We start from the raw sequence: 20,374 nt of genomic DNA, 5'->3' as shown, positions 1-20,374 counted from the left end.
GTATTCGGTTAGGTGGTAGGTATTGATGTTCCGTAAAAAGAAAAGGACAGCAGCCAATCAGAAAAAAAATGAAGAGATGAACAGGATTACGCATGAAGCTGTGACGCTCGATTTATTAAAACAGGCAACTGCGAAAATGGATGATGCTAAAATCGTGCAGCGGCAAACAAACAACGGGGCTTCTTTTTCGCTTGTATACATACAAACTCTGATCGACAAGGAGAGGCTGAACGAGGCTATTATTCAGCCTCTTCTTCAGAGTGGGGATCAGGCGTTTATTCAATGTATATCCACCTGCAGCGTTCTAAGAATCCATTCAATAGAAGAAGCCAAAGAACACATGCTGTTTGGTGCTGTTCTCATCCATGATCATGAGAATAATGAATGGTGGGCGGTACAACTGGAGAATACGCTCAGCCGTGCGATCGAAAATTCGGAAACTGAGACGATAATGTACGGGCCCAAAGACAGCTTTACGGAAAGGATTGAGCAGAATGTGTTCATGATTCGGCGGCGTCTGCCCGTTACTGAGCTAAAAGCAGAAAAGTTCCAGGCAGGTTCGAATACCAAAACACAGGTTCAGATGCTGTATATTGAAGGAATTGCGAATCCCGATATCGTAGAAATTGCACGGGAAAATATTTCGAAAGTGAACTTTGACTTGATTTTGGAGGCCTCCAATCTTTCCGCTTTTATGGATGATCATACGCACAGTTTGTTTCCACAGTTTATGCAGACGGATCGTCCGGACTCGTGCGCCTATTCACTGGGGCTTGGCAAGATCGTTATTTTGCTAAATGATACACCTTTTGCACTCATCGCCCCCATTACTTTTTTTCATCTGTTTCAATCTCCAGAAGATTATGTTCACCGCTGGGTGATTGCCAGTTTTTTACGCACCCTTCGTTATTTAAGTTTTTTTATAGCCATCACTTTGATTCCTCTTTATGTGGCATTAACCACTTATCATTATCAGATGATTCCACTCCAGATTCTGTATGTACTCATGGAATCACGGTCCAAACTGCCGTTCACCCCATTTTGGGAATCACTGATCATGTTGATTATCATTGAAATTATTAAAGAAGCGAGTTTACGGATGCCGACAAAAACGAGTCAGACCATTGGAGTTATTGGCGGTATTGTCATCGGACAAGCTGCTGTTGAAGCGGGATTTGCCAGCAAGGTGTTGATTGTTCTTGTGGGTATCTCGGCGATTGCATGCTTTTTAGTACCGAATTATTTAGTCACAAAAGCAACTACCGTCCTTCAATTTTTGATTCTTATTCTTGCATCATTTTATGGGATCCTGGGAATTGCCTTTGGATTGATACTCCTGCTCGCTCATCTGAATGGTCTTTCTTCCTTAAAACAGCCATTTTTTGCACCGGTTTCTCCGCTTTACTGGAGAGATTGGAAAGATCTTTTTGTTCGCGCACCATTGCCATGGGCAAAGCTGCGGCCGGAATATTTGAAGACGGTGAAAAAATGGCGGGTCTCTAAAGGGGAGGGGAGCGAATGAGCAGCAGATTTCGCTTGTTTGATAGAACGGCTGTTATGGGAAGCGGTTATATCTTTGCCATGGTGAACCGGATGCAAATGCTGTACTACGTATTAATTTTGCCCAAACATTTGGTCCATCCTTATATGATGGCAGGGATCCTTGGAGTGGGTGTGCTTTCGCAGATCAACCTTTTGATTCTGGGCAAATATTTAACATCGAATTATTTTGTTCTGGGTTATCGCGGCTTTGTCCAATTATTTAGCGAAAAGATGGTCCGATTCTTTGCATTTCTGGGGATTTTTTTCATTTTAATTAAAGTGATCGTGACCACTTTGGGGTATGTCGAAATTGTCCACCAATTTATGTTTCCCTCGATGAAGACGAGCTGGCTTATTTTCGTCTTGATGGCATCCGGGTTTTATATTGCTTCTCAAGGGATGGAGAAAACGATTCGTTTGTCCATCATCAGTTTTTTGGCCACGATCTGGGTGATTCTTGTCTATATTCCATATTTCTTGCCGCCCATTTCCCAAACTCATCATTTGTATCCGTTGGTGCCGGGGGAGGTTTCACTTCATTCATGGTACGGACTGCTGATGGTTTGGTCTGCCCTCTCCGGACCTGAATATATAGTTTGCCTGGGCCCATGGATCGGCCCTAAGGAAAAGATTTTAAGGGGAATGAGTATAGGCAATGCACTCTCAGTCTTTGAATACCTTGTTCTGTTTGTGGCGTGTCTTCTCTATTATGGTTCACCATATTTGCAGAAGATTAGTTTCCCGGTTGTGAACATGATCCGCTATCTGCAGTCCCCTGTTTTCGAAAGGGTGGATCTTATATTAATTTCCCTAAACATGATTTATTTTCTCTATTTGATTGCCCTTTTTTTATTATGTTTGTATGGAGCAATAAGAATCGTGGCAGGGAGAATAAACATCAAGACGAATCGCAAGGGCTTTTTAGGAAGTGTAGCTGCAGTTTTTATCTGTATGCTGATCATTAATGGTTGGTACTGGAGGGAAGGAGAGGAATTAAATCTATGGGTAACACTGCAGCTATGGCTGGGGGCAATAACCTACCTTTTGGTTCCTTCTGTACTTGCCGTTGCTATTAAATGGAAGAGGGGGCAGTCTTAGATGAAGACTCTTTTGTCCATCCTTTGTATCCTCCTTGTTTTTTCAGGCTGTTCATCACCTTATGTTGAAAACAATACGGTTGAGGAGATTGCTCCGGTCACGTTTTGGTCCCTGAATCAAGGGGAAGGAGGCAAATTTAAAATAACGACCCTCGTTCCTCCGGTTACTGATGAGAAAAAAAGGCTGTTTACATTGAATGTGGATTTATTAAAGCAGGGGAAAAAAGAATTCAACCTGAAGTTTTATCGGGAATTAAAGAATGGCCAACTTCGCATGCTGATCATTAATGAAAAACTGGCAAAAAAAGAAATCATCTCGTTAATTGATACGATCCTCTCAGATCCTGATGTATCTCCGCGCCTTTTTCTTGTACTGGTAAGAGGGAGCTTTGAAGATTTTTTAGAAGAGGAAAGGAAAGTGCAGAAGAACCTGGATTATTACCTTTACCGGATGTTCCGGCATTATGAAAGAAGAAATCAAGGGGAAATGAGCATCGTCAATCTGCATGAATTTATGGAAAAGGTCTACTCTCCTTATTCCGATCCAGTGCTTCCGATATTTAAGGCAGACAAAGATAATTTTACGTATGAAGGAACTGCGTTATTTAATGAAAATAAGTATGTGGGTTTATTTAATAAAAGGGAAGACCAAATGTTTCAGCTCATCGCCAATGACCACTATTTAAAGAATCTTCCCATCCCACATCTAAATGTTTCCTTGGGCCAGGTACGCTCCAAGGTTCATATGCAGGTCGATGATCAATTCAAAACGTTAAACATTCATGTTAAGCTAAAGGGAAGAATCGATGAATACCGAGGACACCGAAACATACTCGATAGAAGTGAAATGAATAGGATGACCCACGATATCGAGTCTTATTTACAACGGGAAACCGCGGGGCTTGTTAAGGAAACACAAAGGTTAAAGATAGAACCGCTGGAAGTGGGAGCCCATACGCTCTCTCCCTTGGTTCATCCAATGACAAGAAGGGAATGGCTGGACCATTATGAAAAAATGAAGGTTCATGTGAAATACTCGGTGAAAATTGAACCGCTAAGTTTGTAATTAAAAGGAGCTGGTGTTTGCCAGCTTTTTTTTGTTTGGAACGAAAGAGTTGCTTTATGATGAACAACGCGAGTATAATAGCAAAAGTGAAACGATACGTATCGTTTCGTTTAAGAAGGTTTTGGAGGTTGTAACTAATGATTCAAACCAAACAGCCGAGAAATAAAGAAAAGATTTTAGAAGCGACCATCAGCGTATTAAACGGTACAGGTTATTTGTGTTTGACGATTGAGGGGATTGCAGCTGAAGCCGGTGTGGGAAAAGCGACCATTTACCGATGGTGGCCAACGAAGTCGCATCTTGTACTGGATGCTTTTTTAATGGTGACAGAGTCTGCGTTTCCATTCGATCTCAATGATTCGATCAAGAACAATTTTGTGGAACAGTTAAAAAACCTGGCCGATGTGTTCAGTACGACACTCGGCCGGTCGATGCTGGCCATCATTGTGGAGGACAAGGGAATTTCTGATGCGTTTTATACTTCGTACCTGAGTCTGCGCAGAAATGATTCAGCTGCCTTTTTGCGCCAGGCCATGGAAAGAGAAGGGATTGAAGCGGAAGTTAATATCGATATCCTGCTCGATATGCTCTTTGGTCCGATCTATTTTCGCATTCTCATTTATAAACAAACACCAGATGAACGCTTTATTTCTGAGCTGGTGGACCATGTGATTGCTGGTATTTTACCGGCATGCAGTGGAAAGTAAGCAAGTAAAGGAGACCTTTAGTGAAAAATAATAATAATAAATATTCCATCATGACCCTTATTTTACTGTGGAGCGGATTGGTTATCATCTCGAGCATGTATGTGACCATCCCGCTCACCACCGTGTTCACGGACACTTTTCATGTTACAGCCAATCAGGCAGCCTGGATTGGAAGTTCATTTTCATTATGCTATGCGATCGGTTGCCTGCTGTACGGACCATTTTCCGATAAGTATGGCCGTAAAATTTTTCTTGCCAGCAGCATTAGTGCGTTAGCGATTGTTTCTTTTATCATTGGATTTATTGATCATTTTTCAGGATTAGTGATGTTCCGGGCATTTGAAGGTCTGATTGCTGCCGCCTTTGCTCCCATCTCTTTTGTTTATGCCGCAGAGATGTTTCCGCCTGAAAAGCGTCTGACAGCAGTCGGCTTTATCAGCTCCGGTCTTTTGATGGCAAGCGTGGTGGGGCAAGTGTTCAGCGGGGCCGTCAACCATGCGTTTGGATGGCACGCCATTTTTACCATTTTGGGCGCTGTTTACCTGGTATCAAGTCTGCTTGTCATTTTCTTTTTGCCAAAGGATGATCTTCCGCGAGCCAAGGGCAGCGTGTATGCTCAATTTAAACAAACAAAACTGTTGTTCTGGAACAGACAGCTGATGATGATCTATATCATTACATTTACTCTCCTGTTGTCCCTGGTTGGCATGTATTCCGTGCTGGGCAATTATCTGACTTCTCCTGAATGGGGATTGTCTGCCCAGCAGATCTTGTGGGTACGGGCCTTCGGTATTATTGGGATGCTGCTCTCACCGTTTGCCGGCAGGATCGCGGGAAAACTGGGCAATGGCCTGATGTTCCGCGGCAGTTTGGTGTTAAGTGTTGCGGGTCTGGCAGGACTTGGTTTCAGCCATAATCTGCCGATGCTTATAGTGACCACTGTCCTGTTTGTTGCCGGAATCGCGTTGATTACACCCATTTCGATTACGCTCATCAATCAATTGGCAGGAGCCGCAAAGGGAAGCGCCATTTCCTTCAACGCCTTTATTTTGTTTTTAGGCGCGAGCACCGGACCATCCGCCGCCCTCTATTTAATCAGCCGCGTCTCCTATCAGAGCGCCTTTGAATGGCTGAGCCTTTTTATGGCCGCTGGATTCGTGATCTCCCTGTTTATCAAAACAAGCCCTGGACAGACAGAGGCCATGTCGTCTGTTAAGCAGGTTTCATAAGTTAGATCGGAAGCACCCCGCATGAGTCGGGGTGCTTTTTTTTGAAAATGACGTGTTATGCAACTATTCCATGTCGAACCGCAAGTAAAAAGCCCAAGGCAACTCACTGCTCTTACTGACCCAGATGTCATTTGTCGAGATTAAATATTCTTCATCCTCCCAAATTCTCTGCCTTGTATAACGCCCAATCACGCTCTCAGTTCCTAATATCCGTCCTCTAATCGATTTCTCCCCACGTTACATTTTCTAGTTAAAGGTTACTTATCCCTGCGAAAGGCAAAAGAACTTAGTTTATTGGATATCCAAACTTAAGATAAAGTGATATAATATTCTAAATGTTTTGTATATGAAGAAGAGTATTGAAAGAGTTCTATTAGAATCAAAAAAACCATGGGTCAGAAGAAAAAAAGGGAGCGATTATACCATGAAAAAAAACGCGTTAATTGTTTGGGGCGGCTGGGATGGTCATGAACCGGAGCAGATTTCTCAAATTTTCAAAGGAATCCTTGAAGAAGAAAATTTCAATGTAGAGGTTTCAAATTCTCTTGACTCTTATGCGGATGCAGAAAAACTAAAATCACTGGATTTGATTGTTCCGCACTGGACAATGGGCGAGATTGAAAAGAAATATGTTCTTAATATTTCTGAAGCGGTCATGAATGGTGTCGGATTGGCTGGGTGCCATGGCGGGATGTGCGACTCCTTCCGAAACAATGTAGACTGGCAATTCATGACAGGGGGGAATTGGGTGGCGCACCCTGGAAATGATGGAGTGGAATACATGGTAAACATTAAGCATTCCACAAGTCCTCTCTTGGAAGGTCTCTCTGATTTTAACGTGGTGAGTGAACAATATTACCTCCACGTTGATCCGGCTGTTGAAGTATTAGCAACGACACGCTTCCCGGTTGTTGAAGGACCGCATGCTGCAAATAAAGCGGTGGACATGCCTGTTGTCTGGACAAAACGCTGGGGTCAGGGACATGTTTTCTATAATTCTTTAGGCCATAAAGCAAATATTGTGGCTATGCCAGAGGTTACTCTTATAATGCGTCGTGGTTTTCTTTGGGCTGCTGAAGGCAAAAAACGAGCTAACGATCTGTTAGTATCAGCTTCGGGAACATCAGGTAACGGAAACGGCCGCATCTATACAGGAATGGGAGATAGCCAATAATCCTTTGCCGTTGCTGGATTGGATAAAAGCTTTTCACAAAATTTATAAATAGTGAGGTCTAAAATGAAAAAACTTAAAATCGGCATTATCGGCTGTGGCTACATTAGTTCTATATACATGCAAAATTGTCCGAAATTTGAGCACCTGGAGTTGGTTGGGTGTGCTGATCTGGATCTAGAGCGGGCAAAAGCACAAGCAGAGACGTTTAATATCCCTAAGTCATGCTCTGTCGAAGAACTGCTTTCTGACCCGGAAATCGAGTTGATTATTAATTTAACCCTTCCGAAAGCCCATGCTGCTGTTTGCATCCAGGCGCTTGAAGCGGGAAAGCATGTGTTTACGGAAAAACCACTCGCTGTTACACGTGAAGAGGGAAGACAAATTTTAGAAACGGCCAAAAAACATAATCTCCTTGTTGGGAGTGCACCAGACACCTTCCTGGGAGCTGGCATACAAACGGCGGTCCAATTAATCGAACAAGGTGAAATTGGTGTGCCAATTGGAGCATCTGCCTTCATGATTTCCCGCGGGCACGAGCATTGGCATCCAGACCCTGCATTTTATTATGACCTTGGCGGGGGGCCGATGTTTGATATGGGACCGTATTACTTAACGGCCCTGGTAGCTCTTTTAGGACCGATTAAACGAATTTCTGGTTCCACTCGCATTAGTTACCCTGAAAGAACAGTGCTTAGCCAACCAAAAGCAGGAACGAAAATTAAAGTGTCCACCCCGACTCATATTTCAGGCGTGATTGACTTTGAATCGGGAGTAATCGGAAATATGACAACCAGCTTTGATGCCATTGGCGGTACATCACTTCCTCCAATCGAAATTTATGGCAGCGAAGGGACTTTGCTTGTGCCTGACCCGAATACTTTTGGTGGTCCCGTAAAAATAAGAAAACGTGACGAGATGGAATTTAAAGAGGTACCTCTAACGTTTGGTAATGATCAAAACAGCAGAGGACTGGGTGTTGCCGATATGGCCAAAGCCATCCTTGAAGGCGGAAAATACCGGGCAAATGGCAGACTGGCTTATCATGTTCTAGAAGCCATGCATGGATTCCATGATTCCTCAGACAGCGGAAGACACTATATCATGCAAAGCACCTGTGATCGCCCGGAACCTGTGGCTTTGGAATTGCAAGCGAAGTAGATTCCTTATTTTTAGGTGAACATTATCTAATATGTCATATCAGCTTTTGTAAGCACTTTCATAGAAAAGTCAATCCGCTCGTTGTTCATCCCGAAGCACGCATGTATTTCGCCTGGGCCAACCGGGGGAGTTGGAGAAATGAAGGTATGGGTAGATACAAGGGCGAATGTATAAAGAGACACTGAATTCAACGTTGGAGGCCAGATGAATTATGAAAACAATGCAACGCCCTAAAGTCATATCCCCAGGTTTTTTTGGCAGCGTGATTGCCGCCGATTCCAGACGAACAGTATTTGATTTCCACAATGAAGTGCTGATTGCCAGGCAGGCACACATTGATTTTCTTTTTATCGGAGATTCCATAACGGAAATGTGGGATACAGAAACGTATTTTGGCGGAAAAGGAAACCGAATCGTGAACCGGGGAATCGGGGGAGACACGACCACCTACATGCTGAAGCGCTTTGATGCTGATTGCGTTCAGCTCAAACCGAAATATGCTGTCATGAAAATCGGTATCAACAATCTATGGGCACTTGATGCTCCAGTAAGAGGGGAACGAAAGGATCAGACACAACTTCTTGCAGAGGTAGTTTCTGACATTGCAGAGATGGTCAGAAAGGCGAAGGACGGCGGGATTATCCCGGTAGTTTGCTCGCTTCTTCCAACAAATATTGAAACGAACTTGCAGACCAGCATCCGCAATGAGCTTGTTCTTAAAATCAATGAGCAGTTGAAAGAGCTGGTACAAAACGAAGACATTCCTTATGTAAACTACCATCCTCATCTGACAGAGCCCGATGGCAAAACGCTTCGTCCGGAACTTGCTGACGATGGTCTTCACCCGCATGTGCTGGGGTATGATATAATGGCTGAAGTTTTGCGTGAGGATTTAGAAAAACAGGGTATTACTATATAATACAAAGTTGTACCAAAAATGAGCCAGAAAAGGGAATTCCTCTTTCTGGCTTTTATTGTGGCTCAGTTTCTAGAATGAACACTTAGAATTTGGTTTTGTTTACAGGGATATTTTTAAATTTGTCGAAAACCAAATAAGCCATGTAAATCCAGGAAGTAGGGAACTGTATGTGGGAGTCTATCCAAAGCATGTGCTTGCATGTGGTATTCATTCTTTTTACAATTCTTATTTACCAAGTCTTTTTCAAAGAGAGAGAAGAGAAACGGAAAAAAATTCGTTCGAAATTCTTTCTGTTTATGCTCATGATATTAGTTTTTACAATGAGCCAGCCTGTTCTTTATACCGAAATCTATAAGTATGACTTTAAAGCAGTTGTTATTATCCTGTCCTTTTTATATGGAGGTAAAAAGGTAGGGTTTGCTGCTTTTTTGGCATTGCTTATCACAGGCTTCTTTACGGACCAGAGGCTGCCCGTCCTAGTAGGGAATTATACGGTGTATTGTCTGTTGTTGCTCCGCATTACCCGCATGTTTCACCGCTATCAGATAAAGGGAAAAGTCCTGGTCATCAGCTTGTTTTATATGACGATCCCGATTACCAGAGGGATTTTTCTTGAATTGAAAGGTGATTACCGGCAAACCTATTTCGTGTTTGGCTCTTCTCTTATTGTTTTGGCCACCTTGATTGCCATCGTCTATTTAATTGAAAATATGAATGAGCAGCTTGAAATGAAACAGGAGTTGATCCGGGCGGAAAAAATGAATGTGGTGAGCCAGCTGGCGGCTTCTGTTGCACATGAAATCCGCAATCCTATGACATCAGTGCGGGGATTTATGCAGTTATTGCAAAAAGAAGAGTTAACGAAGGAGCAGCAATTGTACATAAACATCTCCATTGAGGAATTGGACCGTGCTCAGGAAATCATTAATCAATATCTGGCACTTGCCAAGCCCCAAACCGATCAATATGAGATTATTAATTTAACATCCCTTATTCAGCAATCCATTGACGTGATGCAATCGTATGCTCTTCTCAACAGCATACAGATCACACAGGAAGTAGAGCCGTCTCTCAAAATTGAAGGATTGAAGCTTGAAGTTCAGCAAGTATTCATCAACATCATCAAAAATGCGATTGAAGCGATCAAAAGTGATGGTGAAATCGGGATATCGGGCAGTAAAACGGCCGATGGCTTTGTCTCCATTCAAATCAAAGATAATGGAGTAGGCATGACTAAAGACCAGCTCAAAAAGCTGGGCAGCCCCTATTATTCAACAAAGGAAAAGGGAACCGGATTGGGATTGACCGTTTGCCATCAAATCGTAAAGCAGATGGGTGGGCAAATTTTGATAAACAGCGAGTTAACGAAAGGAACATGCTTTACGATCAATCTGCCAGCTTATAAGAAAAAATCAGAAGAATATACACCATGACGTTCGGCCAATGCCGGGCGTTTTTTTATGTTTTCAAGGAAAAATCACTCGAAAATTGTCGACTAAATATTCAGAAAATAATATTGACTTCGAATGAAACCGATGGTAAATTAATACCTAATAATATAACAATATATAACGTATTATAATGTTGTGTATTGTTTTGGGTATGCGCGCACCCGAAAAATTTAATAATTGGAGGCAATATTCATGAGTACAGAATTAGTTGTTGACGTAAAAAAACAAGTTCAGGCAGCCCTTGAGGAAGTTAAGAAAAAAACAATCGAAAACGTATTTTTTGTCGCATGCGGAGGATCATCCGCCCTCATGTATCCAAGCAAATATGTGATTGACCGTGAGGCGAAAAAAATCGACGCCCACTTATACAGCTCTAATGAATTTATCCACCGTAATCACAATAAATTGGGTGAAAACTCCCTGGTCATTCTTTGCTCCCACTCGGGTAACACGCCAGAAACTGTAGAATCTGCGAAATTTGCCCGATCAAAAGGAGCGCTGGCCGTTTCCTTGACGAATGTGGAAGGTTCTCCGTTGGCTCAAGCCTCTGATGTTGTCCTCAAGTATGAGTGGGGAGAAGAAGCAAATGCCTTCACAACGAACTACTCCGTTCTTTATCAGCTTGTTTTTGGTGTATTAAAAACAATTGAAAACAATGATAAGTTTGCACTGATCGAAGAAAGCCTTGAAAATCTCCAGCAGGTACACGAAAAAGCAGCAGAGCTATACAAGGGAAATGCAGAGGATTTTGGCCAAATGTACAAAAACGAAAACATTATTTACACGATGGCCAGTGGCGCCAACTATGGAGTGGCTTACTCGTTTGCAATCTGCATCCTGATGGAAATGCAATGGATACATTCCCACGCCATCCATGCGGGTGAGTATTTCCATGGGCCGTTTGAAATCATTGACCAGGAAACGTCGTTCATTATCCTCCTTGGTCTGGATGAAACGAGACATCTTGAAGAACGCGCGCTGGAATTTTCCAAGCGTTATGGCAAAAAACTGATTGTCCTTGATGCCGCTGATTTTGATTTCACAGGTGTACGTGAGGAAGTGAAAGGTTACATTGCTCCATTAGTCCTAAACTATGTGTTGAGAACTTATGCGGATCGACTGGCTGAAGAGCGCAATCATCCACTATCAACGAGAAGATACATGTGGAAGGTTGAATATTAAACTATCGAGCTTTTACAGGGGGAGGAAAGGAAATGAAACGACTGCTACTTTTAGGTATGATCACCGCCATGATTCTTTCATTCATGGCGGGTTGTACCTCCAGTTCGTCATCAGGAAGCAATGATGACACCGTTGTACTCCGTTTTTTCCATCGTTGGCCGACAGAGCCAAAAAAGCAATACTTCGAAGATGCGGTGAAAGAGTTTGAAAAGTCCCATCCGAACATCAAAATCCAAACCGAAGCCGTTTTGAATGATTCCTACAAAGACAAAATCCGGGTGCTTCTTGGCTCGGATAATCCTCCTGACGTGTACTTTTCCTGGAGCGGCGAATTTGCCTACAATTTCGCCCGTGCCGGACAAGCCTATGATTTAACCAAGTATGTAAACGATGATAAAAAGTGGTCAGATCAAATCATTTCTTCTCAGTTTAAGCCCTTTACCCTGGATGGGAAAATTTACGGAATTCCCTGGTCAACGGACGGCAAAGCCTTTTTTTACAACAAAAAGATTTTCAAAGATCTTGGTTTAAAGGCGCCGGCTACCTGGGATGAATTGATCTCTGTTTTGAAAGACATTGAGAAAAAGGGCATTACACCGATCGCTTTTGGCAGCAAGGCACCTTGGACAATCTCTCACTACATCGGCTCATTGAATGCCCAGATGGTACCGGAAGATGTCATCGAAAAAGACTATAACCTCAAAAATACGGATGGTGAATTTACAAATCCGGGATATGTGAAAGCCCTGGAAAAGTTTAAAGAGCTCGAACCGTACTTTAATAAGGGTGTTAACTCGGTGGACCACGAGTATGCACGCCAATTGTTTAACAGTGGAAAAGCAGCGATCGGCTATTTCCAGTTGGCCGAGATTGGAATGATTGAGCCAAGCCTGAAGAAAAATCTTGGGGTGTTCAACACGCCGGAAATTGAAGGCGGAAAAGGAAATCCGAACTCGATCACCGCTGCTCCAGAAGGAATCATGATTTCTTCCAAAACCAAGCATCCAAAAGAAGCGATGGAGTTCATTAAATTCCTCACGTCCAAAAAGAAGGGTACGGAACAGCTGACAAAGGTCAGTGAATACAGCGCTGTTAAAGGAACAACCAATGAAACGAATGCTTCCAAGCTTCAGCAGGATGCCATTAATCTGATTGTAAATGCCGACAAAACCTATCTCTGGTTCGATACTGCAGTGGATATCAAAATTGTTGATGCGTATTTAAAAGGATCACAGCTGATGCTCAATGGAAAGAAAACACCAAAAGAAGTCATGGCGGATGTCCAGAAAGCCGCCAATGGATTACAGAAAAAATAGAAAACGATGAAGAGAAGGTGGTTGCACGTTAACCACCTTCTTTTAAAAAAAGAAGAGGTGAATCCATTGCCGATCAGAAAACTCGTCCCGTATCTGTATCTTGCACCTTGTATAGTGATGATGGGGCTTTTTGTATATTATCCAATCGTGGAAAACTTCAGATTTAGTTTTTATGATTTTTCGGCTTTCTCCCCGGACAAGGCATTTGTCGGGTTTACCAATTTCATCAACCTCTTTCATGATCCGGTATTTTATACCGCATTAAAAAATAACGTCTGGTATGCCGTCATCTCGATTATCTGCCAGGTGTTTGGCGGACTGATTTTGGCCGCTATTCTCGAGGATCCCATTACCCGGTTCATCAGCAGTTTTTTTCGGACGGTTTTCTTTTTGCCGGTGGTTATCTCGGTTACGGTCATCGCATTGCTTTTTACCTTTGTCTATGAGCCGAACATGGGAATCCTGAACAGCTTTCTGCACGGATTGGGACTGGACTCCTGGGCAAGGGAATGGCTGGGTGATTCGGAAACAGCGATTTTCGCTGTGATTGCCGTGTCCCAATGGCAGAGTATCGGTTACATCATGATGTTATTTATCGTTGCCATTCAGGCGATTCCTAGGGAAATTTATGAAGCAGCAGAAATGGATGGAGCCGGTAAAATCCGCAGGTTCATTTCCGTCACGGTTCCACAGGTGAAAGAGATGTTTTTTGTGGCTTCGCTTATTACGCTGACAGGCGCTTTTACGGTTTTTAATGAACCGTATATTTTAACGGGAGGCGGTCCCGGCAACGCCAGTGAGGTGCTTGGTACTCTTCTATACAGCTCAGCTTTCGCCAAAGATCAGATGGGCTATGCATCCGCCATTGCCACCGTTATTCTCATTCTCACATTACTTTTGTCCTTGGTTCAAAAGAAGCTATTCCGAACAGGGAAGGATGATTGATTTGGAAACCAAAGCAACGATTGATTACACCTACAATGTACCGGTCAAAAGAAGACGGAAGAAGGCGAAAATCAAAGGAGCTGTCCCACTTTATTTCATTTTAGTGGTCTATTTTATCGTGGTGGCGTACCCGCTGTTCTGGATGATTATTAATTCCTTTAAAACCACGGACGAAATTTTCTCCAACAGCTGGGCCATGCCGGAGAAATGGCTGTTTTCCAACTATTCCCACGCTTGGGAGACAGGAATTTCAGGATATTTCGTGAATAGCTTAGTCGTTACTGTCAGCACCTGTTTAGGGACAGTGTTCATCAGTGCACTGGGGGCTTACGGGTTAACACGGTTTTCCTTCAAAGGAAAAAATGCGCTTCTTATTCTTTGCATGGGAGGAATGATGCTCTCCCCGCAAGTCAGTCTTGTTCCTTTATATAAGCTGATTCAGGCTTTGGGCATCCATGATACGTATTTGGCGCTGATTCTTCCCTATGTCGCTTACCGGATCCCCATCACCATTTTGCTCATCCGTGCCGCTTTCCTGGATGTGCCAAAGGAAATTGAAGAATCTGCTGTCCTTGATGGATGCAGTTCATGGGCCGTGTTCACCAAGATATTTTTACCGCTGAATTATCCCATCCTTTTAACCGGGATTATTCTTACGGCGTATTTTACATGGAACGAGTTTATGTTCGCGCTCATTTTTGTCGATTCAGAATCGCTGAAAACCATACCTGCCGGATTGATGCAATTCAGGGATGCGCTGCAAACTAACTGGGGAGTTCTTCTGGCAGGTTTGATGATTTCTGCAGCGCCTATTATTCTCTTATTTTTATTTATGCAAAAATATTTCATTCGCGGCTTGGCTGCAGGCAGTGTAAAAGGATAAGAAAGGGTTGGAATACAAATGAAATTAATAGCCATTGGTGATAACGTAGTTGATGTTTATTTGGAACGGAATGAAATGTATCCGGGAGGGAACGCGCTGAATGTAGCGGTGCTGTCACGGCAGTTCGGTGCGGCTGAAACAGCATTTATAGGTATCGTAGGAAATGACACAGAGGGTGACCATATCGTTGAATCTCTGAAAAAAGAAAATGTGGATGCCAGCAGGGTTCGCCGGGCAATCGGGGAGAGCGGAAAAGCCTACGTTAATCTGGATGAAGAGGGCGACCGTATTTTTGTGAAATCCAATAAAGGAGGCATACAGTCTGCCTTAAAGCTGAGACTAACAGAAGAAGATTATGAATCTATTAAACGCTACGATGTGCTGCACACGAGCATTTACAGCAGTCTGGAGGATGAGTTGTCCCGGCTGCAGAAATTGATCCCTCTTTCTTATGATCTTTCCAATCACTATACCGATGAGCTGCTCCAAAAGGCATGTCCTTATCTTACGTTTGCTTTTGTTTCGGGAAGCGATTTATCGGAACTGGAAATTGATGCATTGATCGCTAAAATTCATACATTGGGAACCGCCAATGTGGTGGTCACCAGAGGCTCTAAAGGCGTAATTATGTCAGATGGATCCAACCGGTACATTCAAGGCATTGAGGAAGCGGAGGTCATTGATACGCTCGGAGCAGGAGATTCGTTTATTGCCGGGTTTTTAACAAGCTTCTTTAACCAGTCTTCTATTAAAGAGTCCCTGCAGTTCGCGGCATTAAAAGCCGCAAGAACCTGTGAGATTATGGGAGCATTTGGCCATGGTAAATCGTTGATGGTATGAAAAATGGAACTAGCCAGAAATGGCTTAGTTCCATTTTTTTAGGTTGAAATGGTAAATGCGATATGAGTGGTTGGTACTTTAAAGGTGGAAATATGAATAGGTACCCCTTGATCGTCAAATACCGTTTTATCAATGTTGAACAGCATGGCCCCAGGATCACAATCCAGGTACTCAGCCTCGGTGGTGGAAGCAGGTACAGCGGTCAAAATCTTGGTGGATGAGGTCTTTTGCATGTTCACTTGATACATATTTTTAAGCACATCGTAGGTGGATTCATACTCGAAAATGTTTTCCATCAGTTTTGGAAAGCGGATCAGGGAATAATGGACAATATCAATGGTGAATGGCATGTCATCAATAAACATCAGGCGCGAAAGATTCAGTACAGGTGAACCCACTTCAATCTGAAGAGCCTCGGCAACTTGTTTTGTCGCTTTTATTTCCTTGCATTCCAATACTTTTTTCGAGGAGTTCACTCCCAATTGCTTGCTGAAATCAGAGAACCCTTCAACGGTAATCAGCTCCCGGGCCACTTTTTTTCGGGAAACAAACGTGCCTTTGCCTTGCTTTCGCTCCAATAGTCCTTCCTCTACCAATTCTTGAATGGCTCGTCTGACGGTAATCCGGCTCACACTGTAAAGATCACAAAGCTCAGCCTCGTTCGGAATTCTGTCCCCTGCTTTATAGACCCCTTTATCCATCTCATCTTTTATGTTGATCATCAGCTGTTCATATAAAGGAAGGGAACTGGCGTTGTTCAGTTTCATCGATTTAGCTTCCTCCTAGCATTAGGTCATTATATAATATTATATAACAAATATGATATAAAGTCATATGGTTAATACGTCCTTATAAAACTATTCGATAGACAAAGTAAATTGACTTCTTATTTAGCGTATTCTGTTACATTTTTTTCTAAAAAATAATGGAATTGGCAGTTAGTGGGTTGAGCCACTTGGTTCAACTAGTACCTAAAAAGAGAAGGGCATCTTTTTTTATATCTTAGTTTTGTACCAATCTGCCTTAGCTTTCTCTATTCTGATTAGGATTTGCTCTGCTTATAATCAAGGGGAACAGAATGAAAAGGAGGAAGATTACGCAGTTGAAAGCGGCTTCACCGTTTTTGTTGACGGATGAGCAGATCAAGAAGTTTATCACAGATGGTTTTCTTATCCTGCAAACAGACTTCTCCGAGGAATTTCATGAAGCATTGAACACACAGTTAAGACGGTATATGTAGAAGAAGGAAATCCTGGGAACAATCTCTCCCCCAGAATTCCTGAACTTCAAAAAGTGTTTGATCATCCCATCATTACAGGAGCGTTGACCAGTGTTTTGGGTTCGGATTATATGCTTCATGCTCATCGGCACGGCCATTACAATGCTTCAACTGAAGCTGGTGCTTGGCAAAAAGACAGCTATTGGGGATATCAGCGGATGCGCAACCATCATCCATGGTGGGCGATGATCATGTATTTTCCTCAGGACACGCCTGTGGAACTCGGGCCGACGGGAATTATGCCGGGAACACAATATTATGAAACCCGTATTTTCCAGGATGATGATACAGAGGAAGAAGCCTTAGCCAACGGAAAGGCAGGTACCTTCGCGCTGATCCATTATGATATCTGGCACAGGGCAACCGCAAATGTGCTGGGTGAACCGCGCTTTATGCTAAAGTTTAAGTTTATGAGAATGAAAGCACCGGCAGTTCCAAGTTGGGCTCATGGTTCGGTGGCTGCTTTTGTGGGGGCCGTTTCGGGCATTATGATCATTAACCATCATGTTCCTACCTTCCTGGCCATCATCATTTCGCTCATTAAAGCAGGTAACCTGTTTGAGCTGGATGCCATTGCTGCCTGCTTTATCGGCGGCGCTTCAGCCTACGGGGGGATCGGAACCTTTGCAGGAGCCATTATTGGCGGTCTTGTGATGGGAATCATGAACAACGGCATGTCCCTCCTTGGCGTCGGCATCGACTGGCAGCAGGGCATCAAGGGCTTTGTCCTTCTCGCTGCCGTGGCGCTGGATATCTATAATAAGAATAAAGCGGCTTGATTTTGTGAGAAGTGGTGAGCCCCTCTTCAAAAAAGGAGAGGGGTTTTTTATCAATTTTAACGAGAAGACTCCTTCCTCAAAATTCGTCAGAATTTAGGTGGAGGGTAGTTCAAGAGACTACTAAAAATTTTAGTAGTTTTTTATAATACTACTAAAATGAAGGGCAGATAAAACAGCATTAATCCGCATCAGCTGCACATCGGAAACCCAGGTGCCCTGCAGAGCTATCAGGTGTATTTGCACATCTTGCAGCCACGCGGTACTGATTGCAATAAGATCGATGACATAAATACGATCCGCCCTTAGTAACTTTTGAGTGCCCTTTTATTGGACCTGCCGGGTTATTAAGGTTCGACTCGTGGGGAGAACTGAACCAATCAGAGCACCACTCCCATACATTGCCTACAGAATTATAGAGGCCAAAATTATTTGGAGGGTAGGCATACACTGGTGCTGTACCCACATATTTGTCTTTTGCAGTGCTTTCATAAGGGAACTTCCAGGAAAAAGAAGAATTCAGCTTAAAACGTCATGACTATTTTAAATATGTCGATAACAGGTGTTCAGAAAGAATGAGTTTCAATAATATATCAGCAAAAAGGCCCTTTTCCTACTTGGAATAAGGGCCTTCCTTAGTGTTTGGGTAATGCAGCTTTTCGGAATGCTTGATTTTAAAGTGTTTCGGTGATTCACCGGTAAACTTTTTGAACAGCATAGTAAAGTAATTGGGATTATCGTAACCCACGAGCTGGGCAACCTCACGTACTTTTAAATTGGTTGAGACCAGAAGCCGTTTTGCTTCTCCCATTCGTCTTGTGATCAGGTAGTGAATGGGTGAAAGGTTTGTTTCTTCCTTAAACACATGGGAAAGATAATAGGGACTGATGAAAAAAGCCTCCGCAAGGTCCTCCAGTGACAGACTTTTCGTATAATGCTTGTCAATATATTCTTTTATCCGGTGTGCCAATGAGTCTCTTGATTCAGCCGAAATATCACTGGGATGCAGATGAAGGATGCGATAGATCAACGTAATGAGAGAGATCAGTAAATGCTTCGAGACTTTTTCATACCCATCCGCTTTTAGTGCCGCTTCATCAAAGATCTCGGCTATCAGGGTTTCTATTTTGGAAGAATATTTATTGCGTCTGATCACAGGTTCGATGCCTGAAGGGATGATATGAAGATCATCCAGCCCGGCAATGGAAAGGTTGGTCACTCCGCAAAAGTAGGTTTTTAACGGCTGATAAGGGTTGGACCATTCCTCGTGCAGAACATCTTTATTGTAGATGAGGGTATCGCCTTGTGATACTTCATAAGTGGTACCATCGATCGTAAACGTTCCCTTACCGGCACAAATATGAACAATCTCGCTTAAGTTATCATGCTTGTGGCTGGAAAACTTCCAATAGGGATTGTCGCAGATCTGCCCGGCATATAGAAGATGAGGGTCTTTATTGATTAACAAAGTTTCAGGGGAGAACGATTCGTGATCAAGTATGTCTCTCAATACAATAACCTCCCAATTCGTTTGAGAACCATCTGAACATGATGGTTCTTTTTAGTGTATAAGAGAAAACGCTTGAAATCCATAGAGAACCGCAAGATATGAAAGATTTTGGTAAAAGTGAGCAATATTGTGGTGGTATCTGAGTTGGGAACGGAAACAAAGGGAAACGATTACGAGTTTCATAGCCAGGTAACCACAAGATTGTATAGATTTAAAAAAAGAAAGGCAAGATTGTTAATTGTACGAAAACAGTCGGAGGACTACGATTAAATCAACATCAAACCATAAATAAAAACAAGGAGGAAGAAAGATGAACAAACAACAGCTCAATAATATTCTCAAAATCTCCGTTCCGTTAAACGAGAGAAAGAACAATGAACCGCTGCGTGTGCTGAGTGAAGACGATTGGTCGTTTTGGAAAGAGAACGGATATGTGATTGTGCGGGATGCCGTTCCGAAGGATCACCTTGAGCGTCTGGTCAATTTGATTTGGGATTTTGAAGAAAAGGACCCTCAGGATTCTTCCACCTGGTATAAGCCGGCAAGGCGAGAAATCCAAATGGAGGAGCTGAAAAACACAGGAATGGTTGAGCTCTACAATCATCAGTACCTGTGGGACAACCGGATGTTTCCGAAAGTTTATGAGGCATTTACAGACATCTGGGGAACGGAAAAATTGTGGGCGAGCATCGACCGGTGCAACCTCAACCTTCCAATGAAGCCTGGCCATGAATACAATAGCTTCATCCATTGGGATGTGGATACTTCACTTGATCCGATTCCGGTCAATGTTCAAGGAGTCTTGTCCCTCGTGGATACGGATGTAGATATGGGCGGTTTCCAATGCATTCCAGAGCTTTACCGAGATTTTAATGAGTGGGTGAAGAAACAGCCGGAAGACCGGGATCCGCATAAACCGGATACGACCGGGTATACGCCGACAAAGGTTGTTACAAAGGCTGGAGACCTGCTTATTTTTTATAGCATGCAGCCGCACGGTATTCGCCCAAACTATTCGGATAAGCCCCGTCTTGCACAGTATATCTCCATGTTCCCTGCACAAGAAGGTAACGATCAGTTGAGGGAAACGAGAATTCAATCATGGAAGGAAAGAATACCTCCAACCGGAAAAGCCTTTCCGGGAGATCCGCGCAACCTGGAGCATCAAAAATATGAGACGGCCCAGCTCACAGAATTGGGAGAAAAATTGCTTGGATTGAAAAAATGGTAGATTTTAAAGCGGTGCCCTGGTGCACTGCTTTTTTCTGTGAATGTTATTCCTATTTGCAGGTGATTCGCC

The 20,374-nt window shown here is 43.1% G+C and carries 18 protein-coding genes and 3 pseudogenes; 18 read left to right on the top strand and 3 right to left on the bottom strand.

Annotated elements, in window-relative coordinates:
* Window positions 1-25: 25 nt before the first annotated feature.
* The 14 genes from AS030_RS20710 (at window position 26) to AS030_RS20645 (ending at window position 15,509) form a co-directional block, all read left to right on the top strand.
* Window positions 26-1,522 (top strand): spore germination protein, encoded by a 1,497-nt coding sequence (locus AS030_RS20710; protein ID WP_061975288.1) that lies wholly within the window; start codon window positions 26-28, stop codon window positions 1,520-1,522.
* The gene (locus tag AS030_RS20705; protein ID WP_061975286.1) at window positions 1,519-2,640 is read left to right on the top strand and encodes a GerAB/ArcD/ProY family transporter; all 1,122 of its coding nucleotides are present in this window, start codon (window positions 1,519-1,521) and stop codon (window positions 2,638-2,640) included. Before AS030_RS20710 ends, AS030_RS20705 begins: the two co-directional genes overlap by 4 nt.
* Window positions 2,641-3,705: a Ger(x)C family spore germination protein gene (locus AS030_RS20700; RefSeq protein WP_061975284.1), complete on the top strand. Its 1,065-nt coding sequence runs from the start codon at window positions 2,641-2,643 to the stop codon at window positions 3,703-3,705. It begins immediately after the preceding gene.
* A gap of 137 nt (window positions 3,706-3,842) precedes the next feature.
* Window positions 3,843-4,412: a TetR/AcrR family transcriptional regulator gene (locus AS030_RS20695; RefSeq protein WP_061975282.1), complete on the top strand. Its 570-nt coding sequence runs from the start codon at window positions 3,843-3,845 to the stop codon at window positions 4,410-4,412.
* A gap of 20 nt (window positions 4,413-4,432) precedes the next feature.
* Window positions 4,433-5,641: an MFS transporter gene (locus tag AS030_RS20690; protein WP_061975280.1), complete on the top strand. Its 1,209-nt coding sequence runs from the start codon at window positions 4,433-4,435 to the stop codon at window positions 5,639-5,641.
* Between the two features lie 424 nt (window positions 5,642-6,065).
* Window positions 6,066-6,815 carry a ThuA domain-containing protein gene (locus AS030_RS20685; protein WP_061975277.1) on the top strand — a complete coding sequence of 250 codons (750 nt, stop codon included), beginning with the start codon at window positions 6,066-6,068 and terminating at the stop codon, window positions 6,813-6,815.
* A 63-nt stretch (window positions 6,816-6,878) separates the two neighbouring features.
* Window positions 6,879-7,973: a Gfo/Idh/MocA family protein gene (locus AS030_RS20680; RefSeq protein WP_061975275.1), complete on the top strand. Its 1,095-nt coding sequence runs from the start codon at window positions 6,879-6,881 to the stop codon at window positions 7,971-7,973.
* A 211-nt stretch (window positions 7,974-8,184) separates the two neighbouring features.
* Window positions 8,185-8,892, top strand: coding sequence for a GDSL-type esterase/lipase family protein (locus AS030_RS20675; protein ID WP_061975273.1), 708 nt, complete (start codon window positions 8,185-8,187; stop codon window positions 8,890-8,892).
* A 188-nt stretch (window positions 8,893-9,080) separates the two neighbouring features.
* Window positions 9,081-10,325: an ATP-binding protein gene (locus AS030_RS20670; RefSeq protein WP_162264568.1), complete on the top strand. Its 1,245-nt coding sequence runs from the start codon at window positions 9,081-9,083 to the stop codon at window positions 10,323-10,325.
* Window positions 10,326-10,535: 210 nt separating this feature from the next.
* Window positions 10,536-11,525 carry an SIS domain-containing protein gene (locus AS030_RS20665; protein ID WP_061975269.1) on the top strand — a complete coding sequence of 330 codons (990 nt, stop codon included), beginning with the start codon at window positions 10,536-10,538 and terminating at the stop codon, window positions 11,523-11,525.
* Window positions 11,526-11,557: 32 nt separating this feature from the next.
* Window positions 11,558-12,841 (top strand): ABC transporter substrate-binding protein, encoded by a 1,284-nt coding sequence (locus AS030_RS20660; RefSeq protein WP_061975267.1) that lies wholly within the window; start codon window positions 11,558-11,560, stop codon window positions 12,839-12,841.
* Between the two features lie 117 nt (window positions 12,842-12,958).
* The gene (locus tag AS030_RS20655; RefSeq protein ID WP_061975400.1) at window positions 12,959-13,786 is read left to right on the top strand and encodes a carbohydrate ABC transporter permease; all 828 of its coding nucleotides are present in this window, start codon (window positions 12,959-12,961) and stop codon (window positions 13,784-13,786) included.
* A gap of 19 nt (window positions 13,787-13,805) precedes the next feature.
* On the top strand, window positions 13,806-14,669 hold the full coding sequence (locus AS030_RS20650) for a carbohydrate ABC transporter permease (protein WP_420889665.1): 864 nt from the start codon (window positions 13,806-13,808) through the stop codon (window positions 14,667-14,669).
* Between the two features lie 18 nt (window positions 14,670-14,687).
* Window positions 14,688-15,509 (top strand): PfkB family carbohydrate kinase, encoded by an 822-nt coding sequence (locus AS030_RS20645; protein ID WP_061975263.1) that lies wholly within the window; start codon window positions 14,688-14,690, stop codon window positions 15,507-15,509.
* Between the two features lie 38 nt (window positions 15,510-15,547).
* Here AS030_RS20645 and AS030_RS20640 read toward each other — a convergent pair whose 3' ends face one another.
* Window positions 15,548-16,276 carry a UTRA domain-containing protein gene (locus tag AS030_RS20640; RefSeq protein ID WP_061975261.1) on the bottom strand — a complete coding sequence of 243 codons (729 nt, stop codon included), beginning with the start codon at window positions 16,274-16,276 and terminating at the stop codon, window positions 15,548-15,550.
* Between the two features lie 311 nt (window positions 16,277-16,587).
* On the opposite strand from AS030_RS20640, the gene AS030_RS24455 reads away from it, so the two are divergent.
* From AS030_RS24455 to AS030_RS23230, 3 genes and pseudogenes are all read left to right on the top strand, one after another.
* Window positions 16,588-16,749: a hypothetical protein gene (locus AS030_RS24455; protein WP_240482438.1), complete on the top strand. Its 162-nt coding sequence runs from the start codon at window positions 16,588-16,590 to the stop codon at window positions 16,747-16,749.
* Between the two features lie 53 nt (window positions 16,750-16,802).
* Window positions 16,803-17,117: pseudogene (locus AS030_RS24450) on the top strand (phytanoyl-CoA dioxygenase family protein); the annotation flags it as partial.
* Between the two features lie 213 nt (window positions 17,118-17,330).
* Window positions 17,331-17,567, top strand: a pseudogene (locus AS030_RS23230) (ABC transporter permease subunit); the annotation flags it as partial.
* A 178-nt stretch (window positions 17,568-17,745) separates the two neighbouring features.
* Here the strand turns inward: AS030_RS23230 and AS030_RS23225 are convergent.
* Window positions 17,746-18,066: pseudogene (locus tag AS030_RS23225) on the bottom strand (formylglycine-generating enzyme family protein); the annotation flags it as partial.
* Between the two features lie 111 nt (window positions 18,067-18,177).
* Window positions 18,178-19,074 (bottom strand): helix-turn-helix domain-containing protein, encoded by an 897-nt coding sequence (locus AS030_RS20630; protein WP_061975259.1) that lies wholly within the window; start codon window positions 19,072-19,074, stop codon window positions 18,178-18,180.
* A gap of 310 nt (window positions 19,075-19,384) precedes the next feature.
* Here AS030_RS20630 and AS030_RS20625 point away from each other — a divergent pair, with 310 nt between their 5' ends.
* A complete protein-coding gene (locus AS030_RS20625; RefSeq protein WP_061975257.1) occupies window positions 19,385-20,305 on the top strand; it encodes a phytanoyl-CoA dioxygenase family protein in 921 nt (306 codons plus the stop codon).
* The last annotated feature ends 69 nt before the right edge of the window (window positions 20,306-20,374 follow it).

It is taken from the genome of Fictibacillus enclensis (assembly GCF_001457035.1).
In the GTDB taxonomy this organism is placed as follows: Bacteria; Bacillota; Bacilli; order Bacillales; family Fictibacillaceae; genus Fictibacillus_C; species Fictibacillus_C enclensis.
The sequence above is the reverse complement of the archived record's forward strand: the minus strand, read 5'-3'. Positions and strand labels throughout refer to the sequence as shown.